Origin of the sequence: Shewanella sp. MTB7 (assembly GCF_027571385.1) — a bacterium.
In the GTDB taxonomy this organism is placed as follows: Bacteria; Pseudomonadota; Gammaproteobacteria; order Enterobacterales; family Shewanellaceae; genus Shewanella.
On record NZ_CP085636.1, the window covers coordinates 3224655 to 3244181 of the forward strand.

Here is a 19527-nt window from a genome sequence, read left to right on the forward strand (position 1 = left end):
GTGGAGAAATGATGCAAAAACATTAGGCATGTATGCAGGAGCTGTGAGTGCGGATTCCGATTTAACTTACGAACAGTCTGGACAAAGGTTATACACAAGGAACTTAAGAGTCGACAATGATGGCGATGTCGTTCAAGACGAGTTGATTAAAGGGGTAACTGTACCTAATTCCAGTACCAACCGCCCTATTAAGAATAATAAATCACGCACCGCTTATAGTGCTGGCATACAGTGGCAACCAGATGACAGTATAGATTTAGTCTGGGATATTACATCAACAACTTATGATAACTCATCCCAAAGACATAATGGCCAACTAATAACTAACCCTATATGGGGGCGAACTGTTTTTGATAAAGATGCGATTGAAATAGACGACAATAATGTGCTTCGTTATGCTGATTTTGGCAAAACAACGGGGGGTGGAGGAATATTAAGCCGAGTTCAGGATATGCGATTCAATAATGATACTGCCAATTTAATTACAGGTATCAATTTAGACTGGGCGCTAGATAACCTAACAACAAACTTCGATATTTATTATTCAACCGTCGACTACTCTCAAGATTTAAGATTCCCAATTTTTAATCGTGTACTGAATAAAAACAATGTCGTTTACAATAGTACTGGTAACCTTCCAACGTTCACCACTGGTGATGACAGACTAGACCCATCAGGTTATAGGTATTTATTCAGTAATATTCGAGAAATAGAACTCGATGGCGAAAATTATGGCTCAACATTAAAGTTTAATTATTTATTAGATACTAATTGGTTGTCATCATTCGATGTTGGTTTCCATTATGAAAAAACTGATTTAGACTCAAAACGTTCAACAGTCAATCGGTTAGCGAATCCTAGTATGGCAGATGAAATTGTTGATTTAGCATTAACAGGTGAATTAACAGACGGTGAATTTCTCTCTGGCCATGACTACTCCCCTGGAACATGGTTAATCTCAGATTTTGATACTATTGGTGAATTAGACCCAAGAGTATTAACCACAGGTATAGATAATCTAGGTGTTGACTATTCAGCATCCCATGAAAGTACTGAACAAATTGTTGCCGCTTTCGGTCAGCTTAATATAGATGTATATTTTTCAGACATGCAACTCACTGGTAATTTAGGCGTTCGAGCTGTATATACGAAAAATGAAGCAACTGCCGGTACCTTAAGCAATGATCCAGCCGTCGAATTAAATACCATCTCTAATGATTATTGGGAATATCTTCCAAGTTTAAACTTAAATTTAGGAATGACTGAGTCTACAGCACTTCGTTTAGGTGTTTCGAAAACATTATCACATCCCGAATACAGTGACATGGCTCCAATAATCCGTATCAACATCCCCAATTGTGAACCAAACGATACAGCAGAAGATTGTAAGGGTACAGGCAAGTCAGGTAATCCCGACTTAGAACCGATGACAGCTTGGAACTATGATTTAACGTTTGAATACTATAATGAAACTGATGGTTCAGCAGTCGTAAGTTTATTCTACAAGAGCCTTAAAAACTTTATTATTGACGATATTGTTTTTGATCAAACCATCATAGATCAACCCGAAGATATTTTATTTGATGTAACCAAACCCGTTAACTTTTCAAATGGAGAAGTTAAAGGGTATGAAATCGGTTTTTATCAGCCTTTTGATAAATTAATTCCCGCTTTGGCTGGCTTTGGTATGAGCACTAACTATACCTATGTTGATAGTAGCTTTGATGAAGATGTTGGTAACTCAGGTTTCGGATTTCCTGGTACTTCTAAAAATAATCTAAATTTTGTGGGCTTTTACGAAAATGATGTATTCTCTGCACGTGTTGCATACTTGTTCAGAGATGATTTCTTCAGAAGTTTGGCTGGCCAAGGTTCTCAAACTACTGATGCACGATTTACTGGTGACACACAAAGCTTAGATTTAAACATTAAAATTAAACCGACACAGAGTCTCGTACTTGCACTTAACGCTCGCAATTTGCTAGATGATACTCGTAGAGATCACATTGGAGATGAGGCAAAAATGCTCGATTTTTTCGATGTTGGTAGACATTATTCTATGAGTATTACATACCGATTTTAACTTCTTCCTGTTGTACTAATCCTTCGCTATACCTTTTGGAGCCTCCACTTCAACTGGTATAGCGCTTTTTATTAAGCATTAGAGAACCGATTTAGGCATGAGGGTTAAATTAATTTAATTTTGTATATAACTCAATGCGCTTATAGATTAAAGTTAATCCTATGTTTTAAATAGCCTATATAACTATCCAACGTTCAAATTAAACCAATACTGACGTCTTCTCTGCTTGATAGCTATCTCTCAATCGAAGATATCAAAAAGGTGTAGAGGGGTCGAACAACAGTGAGGGGATCAAAAACTAAAGTAAAACTAAGATACATACTTGAACAAATATCTCAGTAGAAAGGTAGGCTATTATGTTTGCTGTTCTAAACCTAGGCTTATTTTCATAATGAAGTTGATCCCGCAGCCTGGTTCACTTATAAGCGTGATCTCTCCATCTAACTCATCCTCAACTAATTTTTTAATAATAGCCAAACCTAAACCAGAGCCCCCACAGTCAGCTTTGGTTGTATAAAACTTTGTAAATGCATAACTTTGCTGCTCCTCGCTCATACCAATGCCGTTATCCCTATAATATAAAATAAGCCTATCTCCATCAATTGCGGCACTGATGGTGATTTTCCCCTCTTGGCTACCAATAAAGGCATGTAACAGAGAGTTATTAATTAAATTAATGATAATTTGAGACAAAGCCCCTGGATAGCTAGTAACATTGATATCTTTATCAATGTTAAGATTTACTTTATGGGGAGTTCTCTTAAGTCTTGGTTTTATCGTCAACAAGATGTCATTAACATATTCCAGCAGATTAAATTCGATTTTTTTCTGGCTACATTGATCAACCGCAATATGTTTGAAGCCATTCAATAGACTGGTCGCACGTTTAGCATTATTACTGCAAAGGCGTAGTGACTCATCCAACTGAACTAAATATTGGATTAATGTCTCTTCATCTAGCGTTTGCGCTGCGCACTCACTGCGAAGATTTGTAACTTCATTAAGCATAAAATCAACAGATAGGATCATATTTCCGAGGGGAGAAGCCACTTCATGAGTGATCTCAGATACCATGCTGCCTAACTCTGCCATTTTATTGTTTTCTTCTAACAATCGCTGCTCAAGTTTAGACTGATGAATTAGTGATACTTGATTTTTAACTCTAGCAATGACAACATCTTGTTGGATAGGCTTAGTGATATAATCAACTGCACCGACAGAAAAACCTCGGCGTAATTCCTCTGGTTTAGTTTTTCCCGTTACAAAAATCACCGGAATCTGTTGTGTCTGAACATCATTTTTCAGTACTTTACATGTCTGATAACCGTCTAAGCCTGGCATTATAATATCAAGTAATATCAAATCGATAGATTGACTAAATTTCAAATCTGCAAGAAGTTCTATTGCTTCTTCACCGCTTGTAGCACTAAAGGCTTTATAATGTTCTAACTCTACAAAGCAGCTTAATAACTTAATATTAACTCGATTGTCATCAACGATAAGAATTGAAATATCTGTTCCGTCTAGATCCATCATGTCCTCCCGCTAAAAAGCCTCCTAGAGTTCACGACTACCAACAAGGCGCAAAGCTGTTGTCAGTATATGCTTTAACTTTAACTTATAGAGTAGCTAAAAACAGACAAAAAGCATCATTATTGGACTTAGCTTTGATATCAGAAACAGACTCGATCGCACTCCACCATGTTCGTTACGCACTTCCGGTGGTGGACATCAGGTGGATTATGACCCTCGCTATGCTGATCAACTAGGGCGAGCTTATTACTTATTCGCTATAGTTCATCCGCTAGAAGTTACGCCACAGTAATCGCTGGGGTTAAACCCTCTTTATTCTAGCTTTAGATATCACTTTAAAACGAAAGAAGGCTACTCTTTCGAGTAGCCTTTCATCTTAAATATGGCAAAGGGATAGCTGACTTTAAACAATAGGAACCTTAGGGTTCAACAGTTTTGAAACGAAAAAAAGCTACTCTTTCGAGTAGCCTTTCATCTTAAATATGGCGGAGGGATAGGGATTTGAACCCTAGATGGGCTATAAACCCATGCCGGTTTTCAAGACCGGTGCATTCGACCACTCTGCCATCCCTCCGAACGCCGCGAATAATATAGCGACTCGCTTTCTATGTAAAGCACTAATCTACACTTTATACGTAAAAAAGAGCCGACTGATTAAATCACCGCCAAATCAGAGAGATATTGAGCATTAATTGCGGTTCAACTTTTCTTGCTTAAGTGCAATTCGAGCAGGATCTGGTGTAATAAAGTTAGCTTTAACATCCGCCCAAGAGTTGTTAGCTCTTAACTTGTAGCCTGCAAAAACTAAAATGGCACATACAAAGATCCCCCAACCAATGGCAACCTCACCAGATGCAGCCCATAAAGCAACTAGACTAGACGCACCAAAAGCGATACTCATCTGTAAGAAATTCTGTAAGCCAGCCGCTTTAGCTGCATTCTGAGTAAATTCCTGTAAAGCACCATTAACTACAATGGGATAAATAGCACCATTCGCGGCAGCAAGTATAGAAAAAGCAGCCAATAGCGGCAGAATACTTTCTGCTTTAAAGACCAATGAACTCAATACAATTGACAGTACACACAAACCAAAACAAGCAAGCATAATCGTCAGCGTTTTCTCGCTGCCGACTTTACGGATCAAAATCTTACTTGCATAACCACCAACAATAAACATGATAGTCTGTGGTATAAAGCTTAAACCTATCTCTTTTGCCGCATATCCATGCTGTTCCATCACAATGGGCCAAACGGTCAAATAGGCAAAGAATGCACCAGAGCAAGCACCAAATATAATTACGTTACCTAAAAATCGAGTGTTTTGCAGTATACCCCAGTATGAAATAGATGCTGATTTACTCGCTTTGTGATGCAGAGGTTTCTCTTTTGGGACAAACACTAAGGTTAATAGCATAAGAAATGCAGCTAAAACCGTCAGTATTACGAAGATGCTCTGCCAGTTACTAATATCAAGAATGAATGCGCCTAACAAAGGCGCTAACGCTGGAGACAAGGCAACCAAGGGCATAATGTTAGAGAACACATTTTGCGCTTTTACAGCGTCATACTTTTCAATCACGATAGCTTGCCAAATAACACCGGCACTACATGCGCCTAATGCTTGAAAAAAGCGCGCAATATTAAACGAGAGCATAGTGTCACTTGATGTCAACATGAAACTGGCAATTGCAAAAATAGTAAGACCTATTAACAGCGAATTGCGTTTTCCTATCCGCTGAACCAGCGGTCCATAAAGTAATTGACCAATAGCCAGACCCGCGAGGAAAAAAGTTAACGAACTTGCAATCTGAGCTGGTGTAGCCTGCATGGTGTCTTCTATCGCTTTAAAAGCCGGAAGGTACATATCCGTAGCGATGAAACCTAACATACTAAGCAGTGCTAAGTATGTTAGAAAAAAGAAATATTTAGTGTTACTGACTGAATTCATATTAATTTCAATATCTATAAAATGGCTTTAAACTAAGAGGGCGGAGTCTAAATGCTTGCTATATCCTTGTGAAGCGTTTATTTTTGATATGTGTCATCAAAATTTCTCATAGCAAGGAACTACTGGTATGCTTTCTGAACAATCATTACAACTTATCGATATGGTCGCACGGGTTGGGAGTTTCACCGCTGCAGCTAATAAGCTTCATAAAGTACCTTCAGCTGTCAGTTATGCAGTTAAACAGATCGAAGAGGAACTTGGTGCCACATTATTTGAACGCCACCATCGCAGTGTTAGCCTGACGCCAGCGGGCGCACATTTTGTCAAACATGCCAGAGTACTGTTAACCAATATCGCCTTGATGAAAGATGACACTAAGCGTGTGGCCAATGGTTGGCAACCTACCTTGTCCATTGCATTAGACAATATCGTCAGAGCCGATAAAATTAGTGTGCTAATTGCTGATTTTTATCGACATTTTACCAATGTAGAATTAATTATACGCATCGAGGTATTTAACGGTGTATGGGAATCAATTGCCAATGGTCGAAGTGATATCGCGATAGGAGCTACGACAGCGATTCCGGTAGGTGGTGATTATTTCTTCAGAGATATGGGCGAGATAGAATGGGCATTTGTAGTAAGTAAAAAGCATCCATTGGCAGAGGTAGATAGACCTTTAATCGACGATGAGATGCGACACTATCCTTCTATTTGTCTAGAGGACACCTCCCGAGAAATCCCCAAACGTATGACCTGGTTACTAGAAAACCAACGTCGTTTAGTGGTGCCTGATTGGATTAGGGCCATTAACTGCTTCAGAGAAGGACTCGGCATAGGGTATATACCCATGCATTTCGCGGAGTCTTTTATCCGTTCAGGGGCACTGATTTCAAAAGAATTAGAGCGACCGAAAGCGCCGAGCCCTTGTTGTTTAGCTTGGAACGGAGCAAATATGTCACCTGCCATGTCCTGGGTACTGGAGTACCTTGGCGACAGTGATAAGCTCCATAATGATTGGTTTCATTAATCTTTCTGCATCGACGTGTCGCTAGCTATCTCCTACACAATAAAGTGCGTATTATAGGTAATTAATCATAAACGCAGTCTAATTTAAGTTTTGTTTAATATTGAGGGTTATTACACATGAAATATGGAATTAATTACTCGCTTGTGACTTTCCCCCTCTCATAAGCTACTGTATGATTCAATAACTTAACCAAATGCATTTACGGCAGTTAAGCTGGTAAATGGCTTGCGGAACTCTTTGGAGTGAAGCGAATCTAAGTAATATGATTAGAACATCTGCTATAAAGGGTCAATGGAGAACGATATGACACAACAAACAATGTATTCAACTGGCACTTCCACATTGGAAGTGAATAAGCTTCTAAAAAATACTTATATGCTACTTTCGATGACATTAGCTTTCTCTGCAGTTTGTGCAGGTTTAGCAATGGCACTGCAAATTGGTCCTTTTCTCTCTATTGGCATGTCTTTAGGTAGTTTAGTGGTCCTATTTGTTACATTGAGAAAGGCTGAGAGCGCAGCAGGTCTTTTCTGGGTATTCGCATTTACGGGTATGCAAGGTGCATCTTTAGGTTACATTCTTAACCATTATGCTGGCATGGCAAATGGTCCACAGCTTATTATGCAAGCTCTTGGATTAACCTCTGTCATTTTTATCGCCTTATCTGGTTATGCTGTCACGACTAAGAAAGATTTCTCTTTCATGCGAGGCTTTCTTATTGCGGGCCTAGTCATTATGGTTGTGGGCTTGCTTGTAAATATGTTCCTAGGTAATGGAATGATGTTTATGGCCCTTAACGCTGGTATCGCGCTGCTGATGACAGGCTTTATCTTGTATGACACTAGCCGTATTGTAAATGGTGGTGAAACCAACTACATTCGCGCAACGATCTCTTTGTACTTGGACTTCCTAAACCTATTTATGGCGCTATTGCACCTTATGGGTATCGGCGGTAGTGACGATTAATCGCATGTCAGAAATTACTGGCCGCAATACCGATTGATTAAAGCGTAAATAACAATTTTTTCAAACAGCGATTTTCAGTTAGAATAGCTCCTTAGACGGGGCTATTTTTTTACCTTTTAATCAACCTGAGTGACTGTATCTATTCATGAGCAACTTCATCATCCAAGTTAATGGCGCAGCTTACACGGGCTCAGCCAGTTATACTGCCTATCGATTTACTAAGGCGGCATTAGAGCAAGGGCATAAGGTCTCTCGAGTGTTCTTCTATCAAGATGGTGTACTCAATACCAGCTCGTTCAACAGTCCTGCAACTGATGAATTTGACTTAACAAAAGCTTGGGTTGAGCTCAACCATACTTATCAGCTTAAGCTCATAAATTGTGTTTCAGCCGCACTAAGACGTGGTGTAATATCAAAAAATGAAGCCCATGAATACCAAGCACAACATTGGAACATACAAGCCCCCTTTGAAATGGGCGGGCTTGGTGAGTTGGTAACGGGGATTGAAAAAGCAGATAAATTGGTAAGCTTTTGATTATTTAATAACTTAAAGTAAGTTACATAATGTTAATTCAGTAAACTATTAAGAAGCTATAAATGAAAAAGTTGACCATTGTTTTTCGCCGCGCGCCACACGGAACACCCCATGGCAGAGAGGCATTAGATCTTGCTCTATTAAGTGCGAGTTTTGAGCAAGAGGTATCGTTGATCTTTGTCGATGAAGGTGTACTTAATCTCGTTAAAGCACAGCATCCTGAACTTGTTGGTGCAAAAGATTTTATTGCAACCTTTGGTGCCCTCCCCCTTTATGATGTCGATACAGTTCTTGCATGTGAAGCATCGTTACTTGAATACGGTTTAAGCAACACAGAGCTGACCATGAACCTTGATAAAGTAACGCAAGCAGAAATCAAGCAACATTTAGCTGATGCTGATGAGGTTTTAGTATTCTAATGATTTTACACCATATACAGACTTCTCCAGCCCAAGATAATGCCTTAGCTACTTGCCTTCGTTATATCGATAAACAGGACACTGTGTTGCTTTCAGGCAATGGCGTTAATGCCCTGTTACTTAATACTTGGCAACATGCATTAGTTCACACCCGAATATTAGTATTAGAGGAAGATGTAAAAGCGCGAGGTCTTATTGAAAGACTCAGTCAATTTACCTTAATTAGCTACGAGCAATTTGTTCAAGAAACATTAAATCATGAGAAGGTGATTAGCTGGTGACACATATAGAAAATAGCTTCGAATACAATAAAACTCGGATCCAGACAGATCATCAAGGTTACCTGAAAAATGTAACCGATTGGAATGAAGCTATCGCAGAGATAATTGCACAAAAAGAGCAAATAGAACTAACCACAGCTCATTGGGAGGTGATCAACTTCGTACGCAGTTTCTACCTTGAGTTTAAAACGAGTCCAGCGATAAGAGTTTTGGTAAAAGCAATAGGCCTCAAACTTGGTGCAGATAAAGGTAACTCCAAGTACCTTTACACCCTATTTCCTGTCGGACCTGCTAAGCAAGCAACTAAAATCGCAGGTCTACCAAAACCTGCTAAATGCATATAACGTTCAAAAGTGAATAAAAAAACATCAATCATGTGAATGATTGATGTTTGATTTTTATCTCATGGCATTGGTAAAAATAAGTGTTGTTGCTTCACCAAACGTTGCGAACATCAATAATGTCCAGTTGATTGTTTATCTCATAAGATTGGTAAAGATAAGAATTGCAGCTTCACCAAACGTTGCGAACATAATCACACCAAATAAACAGATGACGCCTACATAAGTAAGCCACTGGAAGTAGCGCCTACCAGCATCCATTGCATGTATCCCCAAATCTTATAATACAAATAACCGACGACATTAACTTATTATTGAAAATTTGATCTATTAGTCGTTGATTTATTTGAGCATGTCTCTTTTACCTAGAAATTGATATTAACCAATTATCTCTAAGCCACCCATATAAGGGCGAAGTACTTCTGGAACTGTGATAGTCCCATCTTCATTTTGGTAGTTTTCCAACACTGCGACCAAAGTACGACCAACAGCTAGTCCCGAACCATTGAGAGTGTGCAGTAATGCTGGCTTCTTGGCATCACTAGCCTTATAACGGGCTTGCATACGACGAGCTTGGAAATCTTGCATATTACTGCATGAAGATATCTCTCTGTATGTATTTTGTGCAGGCAACCAGACTTCAATATCAAATGTTTTACTTGAACCAAAACCCATATCACCGGTACACAGGATAACGGTACGGTATGGAAGACCCAGTTTCTCTAACACTTTTTCAGCATGACCTGTTAACTGATCTAAAGCAGCCATTGAATCTTCAGGCTTAACGAGTTGAACAAGCTCGACTTTATCAAATTGGTGTTGACGAATAAGACCACGAGTATCACGCCCATACGAACCCGCTTCACTTCTGAAACAAGGCGTATGAGCCGTTAATTTAACCGGTAACTCAGTTTCATCAATAATGGTGTCACGTGCAAGGTTAGTCAGTGGAACTTCAGCAGTAGGGATAAGGCTAAGACCTTGTCCCTCTTCCGTAGCAGGCTTAGTGTGAAAAAGATCTTCACCAAACTTAGGTAATTGACCCGTTCCCATTAAGCTATCTTCGTTAACTAACAGCGGCACATACGTTTCTGTGTAACCATGTTCAGTGGTGTGCAGATCAAGCATAAATTGGGCTAATGCTCTATGCATCCGCGCAATTTGACCTTTCATGATGATGAAACGAGAACCAGTAATTTTAACTGCCGATTTAAAATCTAATCCGCCTAAGTTCTCACCAAGTTCAACATGATCTTTTACCTCAAAGTTAAATTCTTTGATTGTACCCCAACGACGAACTTCGACGTTCTCGCTTTCATCTTTACCAATGGGGGCAGATACATCTGGAAGATTTGGCACACTCAACGCGATTGAGTTTAATTCTTCTAATAATTGTGCAAGTTCAATTTTCTTGACATCAAGTTGTGAGCCCAAGTCCCCCACTTGAGCCATAATTGGCGCAACGTCTTCACCTTTGGCTTTTGCTTGTCCAAAGGACTTAGAGAATGCATTACGTGTAGCTTGTAGCTCTTCGGTAGTCATCTGCAGTGACTTACGTTTCTCCTCTAGCTTACGGAGACGTTCCACATCTAGAATAAAACCACGGGTAGCTAGGCTTTTTGCCGTCGCTTCTAATTCATTACGCAAAAATTTTGGATCTAACATGTTTTATATTCTTAATAGTTAAATGCGAGAAAAAACCAACTGCTGTCCCAGATAAACCATGAATAAGCACAGGCATAGGTTCAGAGCGATATTAAAAAATGCCTTTAACCAAGCTCCACTTTGTACCAGTAACAAGGTTTCATTGGAAAAAGTTGAAAACGTTGTGAGTGCACCTAATAAACCCACGCCCACGAAGGCTTTTATTTCAGGGCTTACTTCACTTACCTCACCTAAAGCGTAAATCAGACCCATCGAAAACGAGCCAATGATATTAACCAATAGTGTACCAAAAGGAAATGCAGAGCCAAATAGCTGAAGCATGAAAATTGAGAGTAGATAACGAAAAACAGCACCAATCGATCCCCCAAGCGCCACGAATAGAATATTATTCATACCGTTTTCTCTCACTGTCATTATCAAGTTGCAATAATTGCTCTAATTTGGATTTTATACGCTTTTCAAAACCATGCTCCGTCGGATAATAAAAACGACTTCCAGCTAAACTTTCAGGGAAATAGCATTCACCATTGGCATAGGAGTTTGGTTCATCATGGGCGTATCGATACCCTTCACCATACCCAATATCTTTCATGAGTTGAGTCGGTGCATTTCTTAAATGATCAGGCACTGCAACTTGCCCCGTTTCACGGGCTAAGTTACGAGCAGCTTTAAAAGCGGTATACACGGCATTACTTTTAGGTGCACTAGCAAGATAGATTATTGCTTGAGCGATTGCCCGTTCACCTTCTGATGGACCTACTCGATGAAAACATTCCCACGCATTAAGCGCAACAGTCATCGCAACGGGATCGGCATTACCTATATCTTCCGAAGCGATAGCCAATAATCGACGGGCGATATAGAGCGGATCACAACCGCCCTCTAACATTCGGCAAAACCAATACAGCGCAGCATCTGGCGCCGAACCACGGATAGACTTATGTACTGCAGAGATAAGATCGTAGAATTGGTCGCCATTTTTATCGAAACCTGCCAGTTGCTGCCCAGCCACTTCAATGATCATCTGCTCGGTAAAGCTTTCGCCGTCAGCAAGCATGTCACTCATCAATTCAATTAAATTTAGTGCCTTACGGGCATCCCCATCACATACATTGGCCAATTTTAGTGCAACTGGTTCCTGAATGCTTAATTTCCGCTTACCTAAACCCCGCTCTACATCCGTTAACGCCTGATTAATGATAAGCACTATCTCATCGTTAGTGAGTTTCTTAATCAGATAAACCCGTGCTCTTGAAAGAAGTGCATTATTTAGCTCAAATGAGGGATTCTCAGTCGTTGCCCCGATAAAGATAACCGTGCCATCTTCAATAAAAGGCAAGAAAGCATCTTGTTGACTCTTATTGAATCGATGAACCTCATCGACAAACAGTAAGGTGCGTTGTCCACGGGACTCAGCCACATTCTTTGCGTGCTCGATTGCCGTTCGGATCTCTTTAACACCTGATGTCACCGCAGAGATACGTTCTACATGTGCATTCGCATAATTTGCGATCAGTTCAGCTAAACTTGTTTTACCTGTACCTGGTGGCCCCCAAAACAGCATAGAGTGGGCTCGGCCCGCTTCAAGTGCTTTTCTTAATGGTTTACCTTCACCTAGTAAATGAGACTGCCCTATATATTGGGACAGTTCCTCTGGCCGCATACGTGCGGCTAAAGGTCTAAAATCGGGTGCGAAATCGAAGCTAAAACTGGACACTGTAGCCTCTTAGTTAATCAATTTAAGACGTTGATCATCGATATCAACATCTTCAGGAACAGTGAACTTAAACATGGAGAGCTCTGCATCCGCAATTGCTGTTTGTTCTGAAAGCATAAATTGACTGATATTTCCTTGTTGATCTTGCAACACCATTTCAGTCAAGGTCTTATCATCGAAACAGACTTTCACCGACTCAACGCCCGCATCGATACTTTTAGGTTTTATGCTAAAACAGTCATTATTTCTCGTCACTGAATATTGAGACCAAGTCTTTTCATCCCTATGCACTAATAATGCAATTGGAGAAGCGTTGATTGCTTGATTTAGATCCATTACTGAGACCTCTTCAGCAAATGGGTTGTAGATCCAGACATCTTTTCCGTCAGCGACAATAAGCGATTCATCTGGCGCGGTCAGATGCCAATAAAACTGGTTAGGATACGCTAAGGCAAAGATACCACTGCCTTTTTGAATCAACTTGTTGTTAATATCTGTGACCGTTTGCTCAAACTTGGCTTTAAGTGTCGCTACTTCTGCTAATTTAGTCTTAAGCGCAGATGACTCGTCTGCCAGCGCATAATGCGAAGTGAGTAATGGCAAAGTAAGCACAAGTGCTGATAACGTCTTTCTCATATTTATTCCTTTCATCGAATGCTTATCATTGGGGATATTACTCCCTCCTCTACGCAGATCCCAACTTAATGTGAAGCATCTACATTGTGTATACCCATGGACAATTAATAGACTTTCGGTGGCGGTGGGGCCAGTACCTCACGGTTACCATTATGTCCTTGTGAACTGACAACTCCTTGTGATTCCATCTGTTCAATAATGCGTGCAGCCCGATTATAACCTATCTTAAACTTTCGCTGCACACTGGAGATAGAGCCACGACGAGTCTCAGTAACGAAAGCCACAGCTTCATCATAAAGTGCGTCGGTATCGTCATCTGATCCACTGGCTTCTCCAGGCAACAAAACCTGCTCGCCATCAGTGGAACCTTGTAATATGTCATCTATATATTGTGGCTTTCCACGTCGACGCCAATCGGCAACTACTGCGTGTACTTCATGATCGTCAATAAAGGCACCATGAACGCGATTAGGCACTGAAGTGCCTGGTGGAAGATACAACATGTCACCCATACCAAGTAACGCCTCAGCACCCTGTTGATCCAAAATAGTACGCGAGTCGATTCGGCTCGAAACTTGGAACGCCATTCGTGTCGGGATGTTCGCCTTTATTAAACCTGTAATAACATCAACCGAAGGTCGCTGAGTTGCGAGAATTAGATGTATACCAGCAGCACGAGCTTTTTGAGCAATACGTGCAATGAGCTCCTCAACTTTCTTACCGACAATCATCATCATATCGGCAAATTCATCAACAATAACCACGATCGATGGTAATTTATCTAATTCGAGCGCTTCAGCCTCCATGCAGTCTGATGACTTCCACAAAGGATCAAAGATGGGTTCACCAGCAGCTTTTGCCTCTTTTATCTTGGCGTTATAACCTTTAAGGTTTCGAACACCTAACTTCGACATCAATTTATAACGGCGCTCCATCTCACCAACACACCAACGAAGCGAATTGGCCGCTTCCTTCATATCAGTAACCACTTCACATAAGAGATGTGGGATACCTTCATACACAGACAGCTCCAACATTTTTGGATCGATCATGATAAAACGAACGTCATCGGGACCAGATTTGTACAGCAGGCTAGTGATCATCACGTTTACACCCACTGATTTACCAGAGCCTGTCGTACCTGCTACCAATAAGTGCGGCATTTTTCCCAGATCGACAACCACGGGCTTACCCGCAATATCTTGACCTAAGACCATACTTAAATGTGATTCACTTTGAGTAAACTCGTCGCTATCTAAGACATCCCGCATAAAAACAGTTTCACGGAATTTATTAGGCAACTCGATACCTACATAGGCTTTACCCGGTATAACTTCAACCACTCGTACACTTTCAGCGAGCAATGATCGTGCTAAATCCTTTGAAAGACTCGTGATTTTTGATGCTTTAACACCGGGAGCTAATTCAAGCTCAAATCGTGTCACTACAGGCCCAGGGAACACCCCCATCACCTTAGCAATGATGTTGAAATCAGCCAATTTAACTTCAACCAGAGCTGCGACTTGCTCAAGCTCTTCACGGCTAATTGGATTATCTTGCCTGTTTGGTACATCTAATAGCGATATACAAGGCAATGGGGTGATTGGTGTCTTATTCTCTTCCACACTTTGACCTGGGAGTATGACGATCCCATCAACAATTTTCGCTTCTTCTTTTACCTTACACTGTGCAGCTGTGACCGCACCTGTCGATGCTTTCTTTTCAAAATCGATCTCAATATCTTGATTCCCATCCATGTCATTGTGAACAGTGAACGCCACCCCGTCTAATGGTTCTGAGGTGTGAGCATTGTTAGTACTTTGGCTATGGCTAAACTGAGGTTCAGTTCTAATCTCAACAAGCTTATCGATGTGTGATTCTTGGCTGGATGGGTCTAAAATACTAAACCTTGAAGTACTCGCCTTTGGTTCCTCAAATTCATCTTCGTTATGTACATCATATTCATTCTGTTGATTACGCTTTTCTTTAAACTTATCAAATACAGACATGAAGCCGCGAGTATCTTCCGTTTCATCTGTTTTCAGTTTAAATCTAGCCGGCAACCCCCTTAGCAGATTCGCGAGGTAAATAGCGTAAAACCCAGTCAAATCAACTACTGTTAACCAACTGATTCCAGTTAGAAGTGTAAAACCAGCTCCAACAAAACAAAGTAGCAGTAAAGTTGTCCCTAACTTATTGAAATAAGGTAACATTGCATCGCGAATTATATCGCCCGATACTCCACCTGCAGAAAACTCATAGAGATCATTAGCATTCATACTAGCTAGAGCTGCTAAGCTAAAGACCATCAAAAGAAAACCAATTAACCTTAGGCCTACAGAAAAATAATCAATTTCAAGTAGCTTATGTGTTCTCTTAAACAAGAGCCAACCTGTCAAAGCCATAATTATTGGTATGAGATAGGCGGTATAACCAAAAAAATAAAATAATACATCTGCACACCAAGCCCCTACGGCTCCAGTGAGATTTAAAATCTCCCCTTCAAAATGAGACTGACTCCAGCCAGGATCTGAAGAGTGAAAGCTACTTAGGGCTAAAAGTACATAAGTTGCTAACATGCAACAAATAATTAGCCCTCCTTCCAGAAGGCGTTGTACTCCGCTGAGCGTTTTAACACTGTTTGTCTTAGACAAATGAAAACCCATAAAAAGATAAAGACAGGTATAGGTAAGATATCAAAATTATGGTTGTTTTGCAGCGGTTAAACTCACCTAAAAGCAATAAGATGAATCTAAATTAATGTGAGAGATGATTTTATCGACATATACATATAGCAGAATAAGAAAAGGAGCCATAGTTGGCTCCTTTATTATCATTACGTTAAAATCCTAAGACTCAGCAGTAATATTTATTGCAACTTTATTAGTTTGCTTAACCTCTTCCATCACCACGTAGGTACGTGTATCCGAAACTGATGGCAACCTAAGTAAAGTCTCACTTAATAAACGACGGTATGCAGACATGTCTGATACACGCGTCTTTAATAGATAGTCAAAATCGCCTGACACTAGATGACACTCTTGAATGTCATCTAGTAACTGTACTGCACGATTAAACTTATCGAACACTTCCGAGCTATCACGATTGAGCGTAATTTCAACGAATACAAGTAGTGAAGCCCCCAAGAAATGGGGATTCACTAATGCCGTATATCCGTTGATATACCCTTGCTTTTCGAGCCTTTTAACTCTCTCTAAGCATGGTGTTGGACTTAGCCCTACGCGTTTCGATAACTCAACATTGGAAATGCGACCATCCATCTGTAGTTCATTAAGTATGTTTCGATCTATGCGATCTAAGTCTTTTATTGGACTCTTTTTATTATTAACCATATTATTAACCTTGCTTTATCACTAAAACAATATTTATCACTACGTATGTCGAAAGTTCAGCAGCATAAACTGCTGAACTGATACTATACTAGATTTCCCTGAATTAATCACGTTTAGGGGCTACAAAATAACAATTTTTCCCATATAAAATGGATTTTTATTCAATTTGAGGCTCGAAGATGATAATTGGTGTACCTAAAGAAATCAAAAACCACGAATATCGCGTTGGAATGGTTCCATCTAGCGTACGAGAGTTAACCAATAAAGGTCATAAAGTATTTATCGAGAAAAATGCAGGCTCTGGAATAGGTTTTACAGATCAAGATTATATCAACGTTGGAGCATCAATTTTAACGACTGCTGCTGAAGTTTTTACAACTGCTGAAATGATTGTAAAAGTCAAAGAGCCACAAGCAATTGAGCGTGCTATGTTACGTGAAGACCAGCTGCTATTTACCTATCTTCATCTTGCTCCTGACCTTCCTCAAACTGAAGACTTAATCAAAAGTGGATCAGTTTGTATCGCTTATGAAACAGTGACCGATGACCGCGGAACACTCCCTCTTCTAGCCCCGATGTCTGAAGTCGCTGGCCGCATGTCAATTCAAGCCGGAGCAATGGCACTTGAAAAGTCTGTGGGCGGATGCGGAATGCTACTTGGTGGTGTTCCAGGTGTTGAACCGGCCAAAGTGGTTATTATCGGTGGGGGTATGGTTGGCACCAATGCAGCTCAGATGGCTGTTGGCTTAGGTGCTGATGTTGTTATTTTAGATCGCAGTATTGATGCACTTCGTCGTTTGAACGCTCAGTTCGATAACAAAGTTAAAGCTATCTACTCGACAGCTGATGCCATCGAGAAACATGTGCTTGAAGCCGACCTTGTTATTGGTGGCGTACTGGTTCCAGGTGCTGCAGCGCCTAAACTTGTTACTAAAGACCATATTAAACGTATGAAGCCTGGCTCTGCCATCGTTGATGTTGCCATTGACCAAGGCGGCTGTATTGAGACATCTCATGCCACGACTCATCAAGATCCAACTTACATCGTTGATGATGTGGTTCACTATTGTGTTGCTAATATGCCAGGCGCGGTAGCTCGTACCTCTACGTTCGCACTAAACAATGCAACGCTACCATATATCATTAAACTTGCAGATCTTGGCTACCGAGCAGCACTTTTGCAAGATAAGCACCTACTCAACGGCTTGAATGTTATGCACGGCAAGATCACATGCCCGGAAGTAGCTGAAGCGCTAAAATTAGAATATGTTGATCCAAAAATATTACTGCATTAAGTTTTATTAACGAACTAATCACAATGGGGCCTAAGGCTCCTTTTTTCGATTAGGACAATCTAAAAGAATAAGCATACAGATCTTTACCCGCTGGCGTAAATTCCCTACAATTCCTGCAATTGCTAAAGGTACGGAGATAATAATGAGTCAAGCTAGACACTGTGAACTACTAATTTTGGGTTCTGGCCCAGCAGGCTATACAGCGGCAGTATATGCTGCTCGCGCTAACTTAAAACCTGTTTTGATCACTGGCATTCAACAAGGTGGTCAACTAACCACCACGACTGAAGTTGAAAACTGGCCAGGAGATGTTGAAGATCTGACCGGTCCGGCATTAATGGAGCGTATGCAAAAACATGCGGAAAAGTTCGAAACTGAGATCATTTTTGACCATATAAATAAAGTGGACCTTCAGACTCGTCCTTTTACATTACAAGGCGATAATGGTGAGTTTACCTGCGATGCACTCATTATTTCCACAGGGGCTTCAGCAATGTACCTTGGCCTCGACTCTGAAGAAGCGTTTAAAGGCAAAGGTGTTTCAGCTTGCGCAACTTGCGACGGTTTTTTCTATAGAAATCAAAAGGTGGCTGTTATTGGCGGTGGCAACACGGCTGTAGAAGAGGCGCTATATTTAAGTAACATCGCATCGGAAGTTCATTTAATCCATCGTCGAGATTCTTTCCGTAGCGAGAAGATCTTAACTAAACGTTTAATGGATAAAGTGGCCAATGGCAACATCACGCTTCACTTAGATAATACTCTAGATGAAGTGGTTGGCGATCAGATGGGCGTCACTGGACTCAAAATGAAGAGTACCAAAGATGGTGTAATTAAAGATCTTGAAGTCATGGGTGTTTTTGTGGCTATTGGACATAAACCAAATACACAGATGTTTGAAGGCCAACTTGAAATGAATAATGGCTACATCAAGGTGCAAAGTGGCCTTGACGGTGATGCAACTCAAACAAGCGTTGAGGGTGTATTTGCATCTGGTGACGTAATGGATCAACATTACCGCCAAGCAATTACCTCTGCAGGTACTGGTTGTATGGCTGCGCTCGATGCTGAGCGTTATCTAGATGCCAAAAACGACTAATTTTCACAGTATTGATAAACAGCTAAAGCAGGTTCCCTGCCTGCTTTGGTTTTTCTACACAATAGAGACTCCAGACAGGTAGGGATGCAAAATGAGTAAGACACTAAATATAACCCCACCAATAATGATTACCTTAATATCATTTCGCCAAGAAGTAGGCCTAGGCTTCAACCAAGCACCCTCACTGCGATTAATGAAATAGATCTGCAGTACTGACCAAACAAGCATACCGCCAAATAGAACGATAGAACGACTATCGCCATTTAAAATCAGATGCGCGATTGACCAGACAAGCACACTCACTAGTTGTGGGTGTCGAATAACTCTTTTTATGCGAGTTTTCTGTTTAGCAGCAAATAAAATAAAGGCCATCAACATGAGTATTAATGCTAATGGTTTTGTCGCTAAAGGAAGTGTATAGATAAGTTCTGGTATTGAAGCTCTCCAGCCAAACACCATCAAACATAAAGATAAGACGATCAAGAGCGAAAACGTGATCGTATACCCCTTAAGTCCTATTTTTGCTAGCCAGGCTTGCTTCAAATTTGGCATCGCTGATGGAATAAAATGAACAAGCGACCACAATATTAAACCTGATATCAGCATTCCCATAAGCCCCTCTTTAT

At 40.6% G+C, this 19527-nt stretch carries 18 protein-coding genes and 1 tRNA gene; 9 read left to right on the forward strand and 10 right to left on the reverse strand.

All coding sequences use genetic code 11. The features are described from left to right. Window positions 1-28: 28 nt before the first annotated feature. Window positions 29-2083, forward strand: a complete 2055-nt coding sequence (locus tag HWQ47_RS13765) for a TonB-dependent receptor (protein ID WP_269966686.1) — start codon at window positions 29-31, stop codon at window positions 2081-2083. Between the two features lie 354 nt (window positions 2084-2437). Here the strand turns inward: HWQ47_RS13765 and HWQ47_RS13770 are convergent, their stop codons facing one another. The 3 genes from HWQ47_RS13770 to punC form a co-directional block, all read right to left on the reverse strand. Continuing rightward, complete coding sequence (locus tag HWQ47_RS13770) at window positions 2438-3619, reverse strand: hybrid sensor histidine kinase/response regulator (RefSeq protein WP_269966687.1); 1182 nt, start codon at window positions 3617-3619, stop codon at window positions 2438-2440. A gap of 480 nt (window positions 3620-4099) precedes the next feature. Next, a tRNA-Ser gene (locus tag HWQ47_RS13775) sits at window positions 4100-4190 on the reverse strand. A gap of 114 nt (window positions 4191-4304) precedes the next feature. Further along, complete coding sequence (gene punC / locus HWQ47_RS13780) at window positions 4305-5576, reverse strand: purine nucleoside transporter PunC (RefSeq protein WP_442802037.1); 1272 nt, start codon at window positions 5574-5576, stop codon at window positions 4305-4307. Window positions 5577-5691: 115 nt separating this feature from the next. On the opposite strand from punC, the gene punR reads away from it, so the two are divergent. From punR to HWQ47_RS13810, 6 genes are all read left to right on the forward strand, one after another. Further along, window positions 5692-6594 (forward strand): DNA-binding transcriptional activator PunR, encoded by a 903-nt coding sequence (gene punR, locus HWQ47_RS13785; RefSeq protein ID WP_269966689.1) that lies wholly within the window; start codon window positions 5692-5694, stop codon window positions 6592-6594. A 303-nt stretch (window positions 6595-6897) separates the two neighbouring features. After that, window positions 6898-7560: a Bax inhibitor-1/YccA family protein gene (locus HWQ47_RS13790; RefSeq protein ID WP_269966690.1), complete on the forward strand. Its 663-nt coding sequence runs from the start codon at window positions 6898-6900 to the stop codon at window positions 7558-7560. Between the two features lie 145 nt (window positions 7561-7705). After that, window positions 7706-8095 carry a sulfurtransferase complex subunit TusD gene (gene tusD, locus HWQ47_RS13795; protein WP_269966691.1) on the forward strand — a complete coding sequence of 130 codons (390 nt, stop codon included), beginning with the start codon at window positions 7706-7708 and terminating at the stop codon, window positions 8093-8095. A gap of 62 nt (window positions 8096-8157) precedes the next feature. Continuing rightward, entirely contained in the window at window positions 8158-8514 is a 357-nt protein-coding gene (gene tusC / locus HWQ47_RS13800) for a sulfurtransferase complex subunit TusC (protein ID WP_269966692.1), read from the forward strand. Further along, window positions 8514-8795: a sulfurtransferase complex subunit TusB gene (gene tusB / locus HWQ47_RS13805; protein ID WP_269966693.1), complete on the forward strand. Its 282-nt coding sequence runs from the start codon at window positions 8514-8516 to the stop codon at window positions 8793-8795. The genes tusC and tusB overlap by 1 nt, the downstream gene beginning before the upstream one ends. Window positions 8796-8800: 5 nt before the next feature. Beyond that, window positions 8801-9139, forward strand: a complete 339-nt coding sequence (locus tag HWQ47_RS13810; RefSeq protein WP_269971749.1) for a TusE/DsrC/DsvC family sulfur relay protein — start codon at window positions 8801-8803, stop codon at window positions 9137-9139. A gap of 375 nt (window positions 9140-9514) precedes the next feature. Here HWQ47_RS13810 and serS read toward each other — a convergent pair whose 3' ends face one another. From serS to lrp, 6 genes are all read right to left on the reverse strand, one after another. Then, window positions 9515-10801 carry a serine--tRNA ligase gene (gene serS, locus HWQ47_RS13815; RefSeq protein ID WP_269966694.1) on the reverse strand — a complete coding sequence of 429 codons (1287 nt, stop codon included), beginning with the start codon at window positions 10799-10801 and terminating at the stop codon, window positions 9515-9517. Between the two features lie 18 nt (window positions 10802-10819). Further along, on the reverse strand, window positions 10820-11194 hold the full coding sequence (crcB, locus tag HWQ47_RS13820) for a fluoride efflux transporter CrcB (RefSeq protein ID WP_269966695.1): 375 nt from the start codon (window positions 11192-11194) through the stop codon (window positions 10820-10822). Next, window positions 11187-12518, reverse strand: a complete 1332-nt coding sequence (locus HWQ47_RS13825; protein WP_269966696.1) for a replication-associated recombination protein A — start codon at window positions 12516-12518, stop codon at window positions 11187-11189. Before HWQ47_RS13825 ends, crcB begins: the two co-directional genes overlap by 8 nt. Window positions 12519-12527: 9 nt before the next feature. Continuing rightward, window positions 12528-13154, reverse strand: a complete 627-nt coding sequence (gene lolA / locus HWQ47_RS13830; protein ID WP_269966697.1) for an outer membrane lipoprotein chaperone LolA — start codon at window positions 13152-13154, stop codon at window positions 12528-12530. 104 nt (window positions 13155-13258) lie between these two features. Next, on the reverse strand, window positions 13259-15808 hold the full coding sequence (locus HWQ47_RS27975) for a DNA translocase FtsK (protein WP_326515404.1): 2550 nt from the start codon (window positions 15806-15808) through the stop codon (window positions 13259-13261). Window positions 15809-16003: 195 nt separating this feature from the next. Next, a complete protein-coding gene (lrp, locus tag HWQ47_RS13845; protein WP_143563771.1) occupies window positions 16004-16507 on the reverse strand; it encodes a leucine-responsive transcriptional regulator Lrp in 504 nt (167 codons plus the stop codon). A 179-nt stretch (window positions 16508-16686) separates the two neighbouring features. Between lrp and ald the strand changes: the two genes are divergently transcribed. Next, window positions 16687-17802: an alanine dehydrogenase gene (ald, locus tag HWQ47_RS13850; RefSeq protein WP_269966698.1), complete on the forward strand. Its 1116-nt coding sequence runs from the start codon at window positions 16687-16689 to the stop codon at window positions 17800-17802. 142 nt (window positions 17803-17944) lie between these two features. Continuing rightward, entirely contained in the window at window positions 17945-18901 is a 957-nt protein-coding gene (trxB, locus tag HWQ47_RS13855; protein WP_269966699.1) for a thioredoxin-disulfide reductase, read from the forward strand. Between the two features lie 54 nt (window positions 18902-18955). Here trxB and HWQ47_RS13860 read toward each other — a convergent pair whose 3' ends face one another. Beyond that, window positions 18956-19513: an NnrU family protein gene (locus HWQ47_RS13860; protein WP_269966700.1), complete on the reverse strand. Its 558-nt coding sequence runs from the start codon at window positions 19511-19513 to the stop codon at window positions 18956-18958. Window positions 19514-19527: the final 14 nt, after the last annotated feature.